Annotated in this window: 12 protein-coding genes; all 12 read left to right on the top strand. The window is 39.5% G+C overall.

Annotated features, from left to right (window positions below):
- The first annotated feature begins 243 nt into the window (after positions 1–243).
- The 12 genes from OSO01_RS19855 to lysS all read left to right on the top strand — a co-directional run bounded on the left by OSO01_RS19855 (position 244) and on the right by lysS (position 12998).
- Positions 244–981, top strand: coding sequence for a VWA domain-containing protein (locus OSO01_RS19855; protein WP_147212220.1), 738 nt, complete (start codon positions 244–246; stop codon positions 979–981).
- Positions 944–1885, top strand: coding sequence for a serine/threonine protein kinase PrkT (prkT, locus tag OSO01_RS19850; protein WP_147212219.1), 942 nt, complete (start codon positions 944–946; stop codon positions 1883–1885). Before OSO01_RS19855 ends, prkT begins: the two co-directional genes overlap by 38 nt.
- A 159-nt stretch (positions 1886–2044) precedes the next feature.
- Entirely contained in the window at positions 2045–3433 is a 1389-nt protein-coding gene (gene tilS, locus OSO01_RS19845) for a tRNA lysidine(34) synthetase TilS (protein ID WP_147212218.1), read from the top strand.
- Between the two features lie 15 nt (positions 3434–3448).
- Complete coding sequence (gene hpt / locus OSO01_RS19840; protein WP_147212217.1) at positions 3449–4003, top strand: hypoxanthine phosphoribosyltransferase; 555 nt, start codon at positions 3449–3451, stop codon at positions 4001–4003.
- A gap of 255 nt (positions 4004–4258) precedes the next feature.
- Positions 4259–6310: an ATP-dependent zinc metalloprotease FtsH gene (gene ftsH / locus OSO01_RS19835; RefSeq protein ID WP_147212216.1), complete on the top strand. Its 2052-nt coding sequence runs from the start codon at positions 4259–4261 to the stop codon at positions 6308–6310.
- Between the two features lie 403 nt (positions 6311–6713).
- Positions 6714–7484 carry a type III pantothenate kinase gene (locus tag OSO01_RS19830; RefSeq protein ID WP_147212215.1) on the top strand — a complete coding sequence of 257 codons (771 nt, stop codon included), beginning with the start codon at positions 6714–6716 and terminating at the stop codon, positions 7482–7484.
- Between the two features lie 18 nt (positions 7485–7502).
- Positions 7503–8375, top strand: coding sequence for an Hsp33 family molecular chaperone HslO (gene hslO / locus OSO01_RS19825; RefSeq protein ID WP_281289864.1), 873 nt, complete (start codon positions 7503–7505; stop codon positions 8373–8375).
- Between the two features lie 204 nt (positions 8376–8579).
- On the top strand, positions 8580–9509 hold the full coding sequence (gene cysK / locus OSO01_RS19820) for a cysteine synthase A (RefSeq protein ID WP_147212214.1): 930 nt from the start codon (positions 8580–8582) through the stop codon (positions 9507–9509).
- A gap of 236 nt (positions 9510–9745) precedes the next feature.
- Positions 9746–10510: a dihydropteroate synthase gene (gene folP / locus OSO01_RS19815; protein WP_147212271.1), complete on the top strand. Its 765-nt coding sequence runs from the start codon at positions 9746–9748 to the stop codon at positions 10508–10510.
- Positions 10511–10549: 39 nt separating this feature from the next.
- Positions 10550–10915, top strand: a complete 366-nt coding sequence (folB, locus tag OSO01_RS19810; RefSeq protein WP_147212213.1) for a dihydroneopterin aldolase — start codon at positions 10550–10552, stop codon at positions 10913–10915.
- Positions 10912–11412, top strand: a complete 501-nt coding sequence (gene folK, locus OSO01_RS19805; protein ID WP_147212212.1) for a 2-amino-4-hydroxy-6-hydroxymethyldihydropteridine diphosphokinase — start codon at positions 10912–10914, stop codon at positions 11410–11412. Before folB ends, folK begins: the two co-directional genes overlap by 4 nt.
- A 104-nt stretch (positions 11413–11516) precedes the next feature.
- Positions 11517–12998 (top strand): lysine--tRNA ligase, encoded by a 1482-nt coding sequence (gene lysS, locus OSO01_RS19800; RefSeq protein ID WP_147212211.1) that lies wholly within the window; start codon positions 11517–11519, stop codon positions 12996–12998.
- Positions 12999–13347: the final 349 nt, after the last annotated feature.

Below are 13347 nucleotides of genomic sequence, written 5' to 3'. Positions count from 1 at the left end.
ATCTCTCTATATATAAAAACGGATGTTTTACTTAAAAAGAACCCTCTCTCTTCCTTTAAGTATGAGTTCAAAAAGTAGCTAAATTAGAAGCAAGAAGGTCAAAGCCACGTCAACGAAGAGATTCGCCGCTTATCATTTTGGGACTTTTTGAACATCCTCGTTAAGCAAATCTATCAAATATATGTATACAGAAAGTATTATTTGGTGATGATGGTAATGGAAGATGAGGGAGGTATACATCAAATGAATGCGGGAACGTTAAAACAAATTCTGCTGTTAACAGACGGCTGCTCTAACAAAGGTGAAGATCCTGCTGTTGTTGCCAGCTTAGCTAACCAGCAGGGAATTACCGTAAATGTAATTGGTATTTTAGATGATGATCAGACAGAACAGCCGGAAGGGCTCCGGGAAGTGGAGGATATAGCAGTGTCCGGCGGAGGTGTCAGTCAAATTGTCTATAGTGAACGCCTGTCACAAACAGTGCAGATGGTAACAAGGCAGGCTATGACGCAAACATTGCAGGGATTTGTGAATAAAGAGCTGCGCAGTATTTTAGGAAAAGATCAGTCAATGGAAGAGCTGGATCCTGAAAAACGTGGTGAAATTATGGAAGTTGTTGAGGATTTAGGTGAAACGAGCGATTTGGAGGTAGTTGTACTCGTCGATAGCAGTGCAAGTATGCGTGATAAATTAGAAACGGTGAAGGAAGCACTTTTTGATTTATCGATGAGCTTAAACGCACGTGTCGGGAAAAACCGTTTTTGTATTTACCGTTTTCCGGGCAGGCGGAGTGATATTGAGCTTGTACTTGATTGGTCGCCAAAGCTGGATGGTATTTCTAAAGTATTTCCAAAGCTGACAAGCGGCGGAATAACTCCAACTGGACCAGCATTACGTGCGGTGATGTACCAATTCAGTAAAAAGCAGCTGCGGAGGAATTCGGATGAAGAACCATTCGACATTGAAGAAACAGGCTATTAATTTACATGCTCAGCAAAAAGTGACTGGAAAATGGCATTATAAATCCTACACCGTAGTCAGAAAAATTGGCCAGGGTGCGATAGGATCTGTTTATCTCTGCATGTATAATGGACGGCCAGTTGCCTTGAAAATGAGTGAACAGGATGCAGCTGTAACAGTGGAAGTCAATGTGCTCAAAGCGCTGAAAAAGGTTCAAGGATACCGCCTTGGGCCTTCTTTATTGGATGTGGACGATTGGACAGCACCGAATGGAAGAGTGTATTCCTTTTATGTGATGGAATATATGGAGGGTCAAACGTTAGGTGCGTTTATTCAGGCGAGGGGTAAGAAATGGCTTGGCGTATTGATGGTTCAATTATTAGAGGATTTGGACCAGCTTCATCAGGCTGGCTGGACCTTTGGTGATTTAAAAACGGACAATATTCTTGTTGAATCGAATCCACCTAGAATTCGATTGGTGGATGTAGGCGGTACAACAAGGATGGGACGGTCTATTAAAGAGTATACTGAGTTTTTTGATCGCGGGTATTGGGGCTTGGGGACGCGTAAGGCAGAGCCAAGCTATGATTTGTTTGCTGTTGCGATGGTGTTTCTCCATATTTATTATCCGAGGCGGTTTGAACGTATGACAGGGGAGCCTTCAGAGAAATTGTTGGAAAAAAAGCTGTATCGTGCAACTGACCTGCAATTACTTCACCCTATTTTAAGAAAAGCATTGAAAGGAAAGTATCATACAGCAGCAGAAATGAAAACGGAAGTTATGGACAAAATAAAACAGGTACAGCGCCGGCGCAGTCAATATCGTAAAAAGGTACAGCAAAAGAAAGCTTACCCTGTTAAAGAATCGTTTAGCATCTCTCTGATTGCTTCTGTTTTTTGGATTATTTCACTGCTGTTACCTTAATGAGGATATTTAAAAATGAAAATATGCTTTTTTTGGCATCCTCTCTTTTGAACCGTTTCTTAAAAAGGAGTATGATAGAAGTGTAGTCAAAATACGGTTATTTTCTAATTTAGAATAACCGTATGACGCGACAGAGGATTCGGATGGAGGAAGAATGAGATGGAGCAGAAGGTGTATGCGTTTATTCAGAGACATCAATTAATTCAAAAGCATACAACGATTCTTGTCGGAGTTTCAGGAGGACCAGATTCTATTGCTCTGTTACATTTTCTTAAAAAGCTTTCCTCCAATTGGGATTTAAATCTCGTGGCAGTAACAGTAGATCATCAGCTGCGTAACGAAGAATCTGCTGAAGATTGCCAGTTCGTTAAAGAAATTTGTCGGGATTGGGAAATTCCCTGTGTGACAAGAGCAGTAGATGTAAGGCAATACCAAAAAGAAAAAAGCGTTAGTGAAGAGGTTGCTGCACGCGAATTAAGGTACAGTGTTTATCAAGAATTGATGCATGCAGAAAATGCAGATGTACTTGCCCTTGGACATCATGCTGATGATCAGATTGAAACGCTGGTTATGCGGATGGCCAGAATTGGGACATCCAATGCCTTAAAGGGGATTCCTGTACGGCGGAATTTTGCCGGCGGAGAAATCATCCGTCCTTTATTAGGTGTGACAAAGAATAATATTCTTGCTTATTTGGAAAAATATCAATTGAGCTATCGGGTAGATAAAACAAATGCAGATGAAGCTTATACAAGAAACTATTACAGGAAAAATGTCGTGCCATTGCTGAAGGAGAAAAATCCGGGTATTCATGAGACAATACAAACCCTCAGCGAGACGTTATCACAGGATGAACAATACTTGCAGGCACAAGCTGCGGAAATGGTAGAAAAAATAGTGGAATTCCGTGAAAATAACCGGGAAATTTGTTTTGCTGCAGAAGCTTTTTTAGAGCTTCCTCAGGCTTTACAAAGAAGGGCCTTTCATCTAATATTAAACTATCTATATGGAACCTTACCTAAAGACCTATCCTATATCCACGAAGTAAACTTTTTTGACCTGTTAAGGCGCCGGAATGGGAGCTCAAGTTTGGATTTTCCCTTGCGGCTCCAAATGACAAATATATATGGACAAATTTATCTGCAATTTGGTCATCAGCCATCCACGAAGTTAGCACATTCCTCTTTATTGACAGTACCGGGCGAAGTGCTGCTGTCGGACGGAACAAAGATCGAGGCATCAATGGTCAAAGAAACTCCGGCAGAGAATGAAGCTATTTTTGTCTTTCCGTCAGATTCTATTTCATTACCACTACATATCCGAGTAAGAAAAGCGGGAGATCGTATGTCTGTCAGAGGACTCAATGGTTCAAAAAAGCTTAAGGATATTTTTATAAACGCTAAAATACCAAAAAGTCTACGGGATAATTGGCCAATTATAGTGGATGATAAAGGAGTCATCCTTTGGGTTGTCGGTCTAAAAAAAGCAGAGACTGCACAGAATGGTAAAGGATTGAATATAAAGCTGGAATATAGTTCGAGAAGATAATTAGGAGGAGAAAACATGGCGCAAGGAACGATTCATGATGAGATTGAGAAGATTTTGGTAAGTGAGGAAGAGATTCAGGAGAAATGCAAGGAGCTTGGCGCTGTATTAACAGAGGAATACAAGGGCAAGTTTCCACTGGCTATCGGTGTATTAAAAGGCGCGTTGCCGTTTATGTCAGATATTCTTCGTCATACAGAAACACATCTGGAAATGGATTTTATGGATGTGTCCAGTTATGACGGCGGAACATCCTCGACAGGAGAGGTGAAAATTCTAAAAGATTTGAATACAAAAGTAGAAGGCCGCGATATTATCATTGTGGAAGATATCATTGATAGCGGACTTACCTTGAGCTACTTAGTGGATTTATTTAAATATCGTAAAGCTAACTCAATTAAAATCGTGACGCTTCTCGATAAACCGGCCGGAAGAACAGCAGATATCAAAGCGGACCTTATCGGCTTTGAAGTTCCGGATGAATTTGTTGTAGGCTATGGTTTGGATTATGCAGAAAAATATCGAAATCTTTCTTATATTGGTGTTCTGAAACCAGAAATTTATGGCGGATGATGAATACATTTAAAAATGGGCAAGACAGTGGCTTAATTGGGACAGGCTGCAGTGGAGATTGCTGAAAATATAGCTTTTCTCAGAAGCAGCATTACATGTATTTTAAAGAATAATCCTAGACGATTTGATTAGGAATTTTGCAATATTTCATTTCATAAAAAATAATTCGTCAAAAATGGTTAAATTATTTGTATAAAGCGATTTTACTATGATACGATTTACTATAGTTTTTCCCCATTTGGGAGGAGGTAAGCAATGAATCAGATATTTCGTAAGGTCTTCGTCTGGATGCTCTTATTTATTATCATTATTGGAGTAATCGGAGTGTTCAATGGACCAAGTGAAGATCAGGAGCAGTATGATGTACAGCAATTTATGAATGCTTTAAATAATGGTGAAATTAAGGAACTGACCTTTCAGCCGTCACATGGCATCATTCGTTTGACGGGTACGTTAACAGACGATGATGAGACAGAATTTGTTGCTCAGGTACCGGATAATGAAGCAATTGTCTCACAAATTACAAATAGAGCAAGCCAACAAAGTCAATTAACGGTAGAGGAAGAAGAACAGCCTAGTCCTTGGCTTACATTCTTAACTGGAATTATTCCATTCTTATTGATTGGTCTATTCTTATTATTCATCCTTAGTCAGGCACAAGGCGGCGGCGGTGGCGGCCGTGTTATGAACTTCGGTAAGAGTAAGGCGAAAATGTACTCTGAAGATAAGAAAAAAGTCCGCTTTAAAGATGTCGCTGGTGCTGATGAAGAGAAACAAGAACTTGTTGAGGTCGTGGAATTTTTAAAAGATCCGCGTAAATTCTCGCAGGTAGGCGCACGTATCCCAAAAGGTGTCCTTCTTGTCGGCCCTCCGGGTACAGGTAAAACATTACTGGCGAAAGCAGTCGCAGGTGAAGCAGGAACACCATTCTTCTCCATCAGTGGTTCTGACTTCGTAGAAATGTTTGTAGGGGTCGGTGCCTCCCGTGTACGTGATTTATTTGAAAATGCGAAGAAAAATGCGCCGTGTATCATCTTTATTGATGAGATTGATGCAGTCGGCCGTCAGCGTGGAGCAGGACTAGGCGGTGGACATGATGAACGTGAACAGACACTAAACCAGCTATTGGTTGAGATGGACGGATTTGGAGCAAATGAAGGAATTATTATGATTGCTGCAACGAACCGTGCTGATATACTTGACCCTGCTTTATTACGTCCAGGACGTTTTGATAGACAAATCATGGTAGACCGTCCAGATGTGAAAGGCCGTGAAGCTGTTCTGGAAGTACATGCAAGAAATAAACCGCTTGAAGATACAGTTGATTTAAAAACAATTGCAATGCGTACTCCAGGATTCTCTGGTGCCGATTTGGAGAACTTGCTGAATGAAGCGGCGTTAGTTGCAGCTCGTGCTGATCGTAAGAAAATTGGTCAGTTAGATATTGACGAAGCAATTGACCGTGTTATTGCGGGACCTGCGAAGAAGAGCAGAGTTATTTCCGAAAAAGAAAGAAATATTGTTGCCTATCACGAGAGTGGTCATACGGTCATCGGTATGGTCTTAGATGATGCTGATGTCGTTCACAAAGTTACCATTGTTCCCCGTGGTCAAGCTGGTGGTTATGCGGTAATGCTTCCAAGAGAAGACCGCTACTTCATGACAAAACCGGAGCTGTTTGATAAGATTACCGGTTTACTGGGTGGACGTGTCGCAGAAGAAATCATTTTTGGTGAAGTAAGCACAGGAGCTTCCAATGACTTCCAACGTGCGACAGGTATTGCGCATAAGATGATCACCGAATTTGGTATGAGTGATAAGATTGGTCCGCTTCAATTCAGTAATGGCGGTGGAGGTAATGTATTCCTTGGCCGTGATATTCAAAATGAACAAACATATTCTGATGCAATTGCACACGACATTGATCAGGAAATGCAGAATTTCATTAATTACTGTTATGACCGTGCAAAAACAATTCTTACAGAGCATAAAGCACAGTTAGAATTAATTGCTAAGACATTATTAGAAGTGGAAACACTGGATGCAAAACAAATCAAATCTCTTTTTGAAGATGGAAAGCTTCCTGAACCGGAAGAAGGTTCAGATGATTTGAAGGTAAGCATTCAATCAAAAGAAGATGATGAGGAAAAAAGAGGACTTTCTTTTGAAGAAGCAAAAGAAAAAGCCGAAAAGAAATCCGATTCTTATATAAACGATCCTATTATGAATAATGATTATGAGGAAAAAGAAACGCATAACTCTGACGAAAATACAGAGGACAACTCAGATTCAGATCGTAAAAATTAAGAAGTTGGGAAGTATATACATGAAGCAGCCTAAGATTGGAAAGGCTGCTTCTTTTTTTTGCAGACAGGCGAGTGTTTGCGCACGTGACACTGTAAACTTCTCAATTGTACTATGAAGCGATTGTCTCAAGAGCGTTTGAATAAGATTTTTGCATGGTTGTAATGCTTTTTTGGTTTTTCCTTAAAAAAAGTATGTTATATTAATTTTTAGGTAAAGAAGAAAGTTTTCTGTTTGCATAAATACAGCAATAATTAATAGGGCGGGCAGCCACAATGATTTTCGGTGGGGCGAGTAATCGCAGTCCCAGTCCCAGCCCCAGATCTCAACGAAGGTGACTTATTCTACGCTTTTAAGGCTTGGTTTGCCGAGTTTTCTTAAGAAACGAAGGAAGGTATGATGATAGATGTTATTTGTTCTTGACGTAGGGAATACTAATACAGTCTTGGGTGTTTTTGATAATGATACATTAATTCATGATTGGCGTATAAAAACAGACCGTTATAAAACAGAAGATGAATTTGGTATGTTAATTCATTCATTATTTGAATATAAAGGGTTAAGCTTCCAAGACATTACCGGGGTGATTATTTCTTCTGTAGTACCACCTATTATGTTTGCATTAGAGAAAATGAGCCGCGATTATTTTCATTTAGAAGCAGTTGTTATTGGAAAAACATCCTACGACAAGATGATTAAGATGAATTATCCAAATCCGTCTGAAATTGGAGCGGACCGGATCGTTAATGCAATAGCAGGTATTCATAAATACGGCGCACCATTAATTATTATTGATTTTGGTACAGCTACCACCTATTGCTACGTTGATGAAGAAGCGAGATATGCTGGAGGAATTATTACCCCAGGCGTCAATATTTCAATGGAAGCATTAAATACAAGAGCTTCAAAGCTGCCAAAAATCGAGATTCAAAAACCCCAGCAGGTTATTGGTTCTTCTACTGTTGAGGCGATGACATCCGGTGTCTTTTATGGTTATATTGGTCAGGTTGATGGCTTGGTAAAACGGATTAAACAGGAAAAAAGGACAGACCCTACCGTTATCGCAACAGGCGGCTTGTCTAAACTGATTGCACATGAATCAGAGACAATAGATGCTGTGGAGCCGTATTTAACGTTGAATGGGCTGTATCTCATTTATAAAAAGTATTATCAATAAAATGGAGGAATGATGATTGTGAACGATTATTTAATTAAGGCTACAACATATAATGGCATGATTCGTGCATATGCAATTTCCTCAACAGAAACAGTGGAGGAAGCACGCAGAAGACAAGACACATGGGCAACAGCTTCTGCTGCACTTGGCCGTACAGTTACAGTTACAGCAATGATGGGAGCGATGCTGAAGGGAGATGACTCTGTTACCGTAAAAGTAATGGGGAATGGACCGATGGGTGCTATTGTTGCAGACGGAGATGCAAAAGGTCATGTACGTGGATATGTAACAAATCCGCATGTTGATTTTGATTTAAATGAAAAAGGTAAGCTGGATGTAGCCAGAGCAGTCGGCACAGAAGGAAATATCAGTGTTATCAAGGATTTAGGGATGAGAGACTATTTTACAGGTGAGACACCTATTGTATCCGGCGAGATAAGCGAAGATTTCACATATTATTTTGCAACTTCCGAGCAAGTTCCGTCAGCAGTCGGTGCAGGGGTTCTCGTCAATCCGGATTTGAGTATTTTAGCTGCCGGCGGTTTTATTGTACAAGTTATGCCGGGTGCAGATGAAGCGATTATTGAGCGGTTAGAGGACCGTATCCAATCCTTCCCTGCTATTTCTTCACTTATCCGTGAAGGAAAGACACCTGAAGAGATTCTATACACATTGTTTGATAAAGATAATGTAAATATATTGGAGAAAATGCCGATAGAATTTCAATGCAAATGTTCGAAAGAAAGACTTGCGAATGCTATTATTGGATTAGGTGATGAAGAAATCCAGAAAATGATTGATGAAGATCATGGAGCAGAAGCAACCTGTCATTTTTGTAATGAGCGCTATATCTTTACAGAAGAAGAGCTAAAAAAGCTTAAACAATCATAAAAAATGTGTAAATAGCGGAGTCATGATACAAAATAGAAGTATGATGGGCCGCTTTTTTATATAGATGGAAATAGATGATGAATTCGGATTTGCTTCAGATTAGAAAAATGGGCATTTTTTTAACCTTTAGGATTGACATTTTTTCAATAAAGAAATACATTATATATAAATCATATAAAAATACTTGGCATTAGGAGGGGTTATATGACAGTTGCAAATAATATTGCAGGTCTAATTGGTGGAACACCTATTGTAAAGCTCCATAATATTACTGACGAGAATAGTGCAGATGTATATGTAAAATTAGAATTTATGAACCCAGGAAGTTCGGTAAAGGACCGTATCGCAGCAGCAATGGTCGAAGCTGCAGAGAAATCAGGAGGTTTGAAGCCCGGGGATACGATTATTGAACCGACCAGTGGTAATACAGGAATTGGTTTAGCAATGGTTGCTACTGCTAAGGGGTATCAGGCAATTCTTGTTATGCCTGACACGATGAGTCAAGAACGCCGTAATTTACTGAAAGCCTATGGAGCGAAGCTTGTATTAACTCCTGGAGCTGAAGGAATGAAGGGTGCGATTGCTAAAGCGAAAGAATTGCAAGAAGAGAATGGTTATTTTATGCCACAGCAATTTAACAATCCCGCTAACCCGGAAATTCATGAAAAAACAACTGGTAAAGAAATCGTGGAACAAATGTCAGACGGTTTAGATGCTTTTGTTTCCGGGATAGGAACAGGCGGAACAATTACCGGTGCTGGGAAAGTGCTGAAGGAAAATTTCGATGGTGTTAAAATTTATGCTGTGGAGCCAAAGGATTCACCAGTGCTTTCAGGCGGAAATCCTGGACCGCATAAGATTCAGGGAATTGGAGCAGGCTTCAAACCTGAAGTACTTGATACATCCATTTATGATGAAGTTCTGCAGATTGGAAATGAAGAAGCTTTTGAAGCAGCACGAAAGGTCGCTACGACAAATGGAATCCTGGGTGGTATTTCTTCAGGAGCAGCAGTTGCAGCGGCAGTGAAAGTCGCAAAAGAATTAGGTAAAGGTAAAAAGGTTCTGGCGATTCTTCCTGATAATGGAGAACGTTACCTTTCTACAGCTCTTTATCAATTTGATGAAGAAAACTAAAAGTCGAAATGAAAAAGGAATCAGCTATCTTAAGGCTGGTTCCTTTTTTTATCTTTTTTAACCAGCGCTTTCCACTTTTTTTCTTTAACGTCTTAAGGTAGGATGTAGAATAGATGAGATTGATTTGATACGATGCTATATAAGAATAAACACATTCTTTAGGCGGCGAAGAGGAGGCGAAATAAGTGATACAGGCAAAAGAATTTCAATTAGACTTAACTAAGCGCACGCATATTATGGGAATATTAAATGTCACTCCTGATTCTTTCTCAGACGGCGGGCATTATACAAATATTGAAAAGGCAGTTGCCCAAGGAAAAAAAATGGCGGCAGATGGAGCGGATATAATTGATATTGGCGGAGAATCTACTCGCCCAGGACATACGCCTGTCAGTGCGGAAGAAGAGGCAGGTAGGATTATCCCGGTTATTGAGGCTTTAAAAGAGTCCTTACAAATCCCTATTTCAGTGGATACATTTAAGGCCTCTGTAGCGGAGCAGGCTGTACAAGCTGGTGCTTCTATCATAAATGACATTTGGGGAGCGAAAAGAGAACCGAAAATTGCAGAGATTGCTGCCCGTTATCAAGTACCGATTATATTGATGCATAATCGAAAAAGTATGGATTATAGGGACTTTATTCAGGACTTAAAATCAGATTTACTTGAGAGTATAACGATTGCTAAAGATGCAGGTGTAGAGGACAGCCAGATTATTCTCGACCCGGGTATTGGGTTTGCAAAAACGATGGAACAGAATCAATATATAATTAAAGAACTTCAAGAATTAACATCATTCGGTTATCCGCTGCTTTTGGCAGCCTCTCGAAAAAGATTTATAGGCGATATTTTAGATGTTCCTGCAGATAAAAGAGATATTGGAACAGCGGCGACAACAATAATTGGAATTGCCAAAGGTGCACGCATTGTTCGTGTACATGATGTGCAAACCAACCTGGAAGCAGCTAAAGTAGCAGATGCAATTTATCAAACAAAGCTGTAGCTAAATAAAAAACATGTTCAGAAGAAAAGGGGAACAACAATGGATAAAATTGTTTTAAAACGGATGCAGTTTTATGGATATCATGGGCTGTTACCTGAAGAAAATACTTTGGGACAACGTTTTTATGTTGATGCTGACCTGTACCTGTCTTTAAAGAAAGCTGGGGGATCAGATGCAATGGAGAATTCTATACATTACGGGAAAGCTTATGAAAAGATAAAACATGTGGTGGAAGAGAAACGCTTTAACCTTATTGAAGCAGTAGCTGAAGCAATTGCAGATGAGCTTTTTATTTCTTTTGAATTGCTGGAGGCGTGTACCATTCATGTAACAAAACCGGATCCGCCCATTCCGGGATATTATGAGTCGGTTGCTGTAGAAATTTATAGGGAGAGAACGAAATGAATCAAGCATTTATCGCACTGGGAACAAATATTGAACCGAGAAAAGAACATCTGAGACAGGCATTAGAAATACTGGAAGCAAATGAAGCTGTCAGGATTCAGAAAAGATCCTCTGTGTACGAAACTGCCCCGGTTGGATATCAGGATCAATCAGACTTCTTAAATATGGTATTAGAGATCCAAACAAGCTTATCAGCAATGGATTTACTTTTTTTCTGCCAGCAGATTGAAAAGGAACTTGGCAGAAAACGGGATATCCGGTTTGGCCCCCGAACCATTGACCTTGACATTTTGACATTTAATCATGAAAATAGTACAGTAGAAAGATTGATTATACCGCATCCTCGCATGCATGAGCGTGCTTTTGTATTAATTCCATTAGCAGAGATTGCTCCTGGTTTTATTATACCTGTACGTGAAAAATCTGTAGAAGCCTATTTAAAAGAACTTCCAGAGTCAGATAAAGCTGATGTAAGATTATTGGAGACAGAGATATAAGAGAAAACAACGAAGGTTTATTCTTCGTAGGATAAAGTAGTAATTGTCTTAACGCCCAGGTTAGAAGATATCATATTAACTATTTAAGAAGCGGAGTGGTAGAAGTGTCAGAAGAATTGAATGAACATATGCAGGTAAGACGTGATAAGCTCGCAGGATACATTGAAAAAGGATTGGATCCATTCGGCGGAAAATTTGAGCGTACCCATCTGGCGGCAGATTTAGTTGAAAAATACGATCAGTTTTCAAAAGAAGAGCTGGAAGACATTACAGATGAGGTAACGATAGCCGGACGTTTAATGACAAAACGCGGAAAAGGAAAAGCCGGGTTTGCGCATATGCAGGATTTAAGCGGACAAATCCAATTATATGTTCGTAAGGATGCAATTGGTGAAGAAGCATATGAAATCTTTAAATCAACAGATCTGGGCGATATTGTAGGTGTTACAGGCGTAATGTTCAAAACCAATGTCGGAGAATTGTCTGTTAAAGCAAAAGAATTTCATCTGCTATCCAAATCATTACGTCCTTTACCGGAAAAATATCACGGGTTGAAAGACATCGAGCAACGCTATCGTCAGCGTTATTTAGATTTAATCACAAATCCGGAAAGCAGAGATACGTTTGTAGCCCGCAGTAAAATTATTCAATCAATGCGTGAGTATTTAAACAAACAAGGCTACTTAGAGGTAGAAACACCAATGATGCACAGTATTCCGGGCGGCGCATCAGCACGTCCTTTTATAACCCATCATAATGCATTAGATACTGAACTATACATGCGTATTGCCATTGAATTACATTTAAAACGTCTTATTGTCGGCGGTCTGGAGAAGGTATATGAAATTGGGCGTGTATTCCGTAATGAAGGGGTATCAACAAGACATAACCCTGAATTTACAATGATTGAGCTATATGAAGCATATGCTGATTATCATGATATAATGGATCTTACTGAAAACTTAATTGCCCATATTGCGCAAGAAGTTTATGGAAAGACAACTATTCAATATGGTGATTATGAAGTAAATCTTGAGCCTCAATGGACAAGACTGCATATGGTGGATGCTATTAAACAGGAGACAGGTGTAGATTTCTGGCAGCACTTATCTGATGATGAAGCACGTGCGTTAGCGAAAGAACATAATATTGAAATAACAGATGCAATGACATTTGGGCATATTGTAAATGAATTCTTTGAGCAGAGGGTAGAGGAAACATTAATTCAGCCTACATTTATTTTTGGGCATCCTGTAGAAATCTCCCCACTGGCTAAAAAGAATAAAGAAGATGAGCGTTTTACAGATCGTTTTGAGTTGTTTATCGTAGGAAGAGAACATGCTAATGCCTTCAGCGAATTGAATGATCCAATTGATCAGCGTCAGCGTTTTGAAGCGCAGGTAAAAGAAAGAGCGCAAGGCAATGATGAAGCTCATTATATGGATGAGGACTTTTTAGAAGCATTAGAGTATGGTATGCCTCCAACTGGCGGATTAGGAATTGGAGTAGACCGTTTGGTAATGTTATTAACGAACTCTCCTTCTATTCGTGATGTATTGTTATTTCCGCAAATGAAAAATCGTTAATTGCATATGTCATAGAGAGCAAAGCCCTGAAGGAAGACAATCTTCCTTCAGGGCTTTGCGTTTTGGTGAACGTGAAAAATGGCGGAAAAGCTTTGTAAACAGGGATTTATAAAAGGTTTATCAAACTGCTTCAATAAAATGAATTATAGAAATATTTGTCTTCTGTAATTTTATTTCAAAAAAGACTTGCTTTCATTTTGGAATCATGATAAATTAATTATCGTTGCATAACGCAATGCGCATCACATGAACGGTTCAACAAGATAACAACAAAATAAATTAAAAAAAGTTGTTGACAACGAATTGTAAATGTGATAAATTAATAAAGTCGCCAATTTGAAACGACGAC

Origin of the sequence: Oceanobacillus sojae (assembly GCF_007991515.1) — a bacterium.
Lineage (GTDB): Bacteria > Bacillota > Bacilli > Bacillales > Amphibacillaceae > Oceanobacillus > Oceanobacillus sojae.
This window is presented reverse-complemented; position numbering and strand designations above follow the sequence as displayed.

Coding starts and splice junctions, on each gene's coding strand:
- OSO01_RS19855 (WP_147212220.1), top strand. CDS start 244: ATGAATGCGGGAACGTTAAAACAAATTCTGCTGTTAACAGACGGCTGC.
- prkT (WP_147212219.1), top strand. CDS start 944: ATGAAGAACCATTCGACATTGAAGAAACAGGCTATTAATTTACATGCT.
- tilS (WP_147212218.1), top strand. CDS start 2,045: ATGGAGCAGAAGGTGTATGCGTTTATTCAGAGACATCAATTAATTCAA.
- hpt (WP_147212217.1), top strand. CDS start 3,449: ATGGCGCAAGGAACGATTCATGATGAGATTGAGAAGATTTTGGTAAGT.
- ftsH (WP_147212216.1), top strand. CDS start 4,259: ATGAATCAGATATTTCGTAAGGTCTTCGTCTGGATGCTCTTATTTATT.
- OSO01_RS19830 (WP_147212215.1), top strand. CDS start 6,714: ATGTTATTTGTTCTTGACGTAGGGAATACTAATACAGTCTTGGGTGTT.
- cysK (WP_147212214.1), top strand. CDS start 8,580: ATGACAGTTGCAAATAATATTGCAGGTCTAATTGGTGGAACACCTATT.
- folP (WP_147212271.1), top strand. CDS start 9,746: ATGGGAATATTAAATGTCACTCCTGATTCTTTCTCAGACGGCGGGCAT.
- folB (WP_147212213.1), top strand. CDS start 10,550: ATGGATAAAATTGTTTTAAAACGGATGCAGTTTTATGGATATCATGGG.
- folK (WP_147212212.1), top strand. CDS start 10,912: ATGAATCAAGCATTTATCGCACTGGGAACAAATATTGAACCGAGAAAA.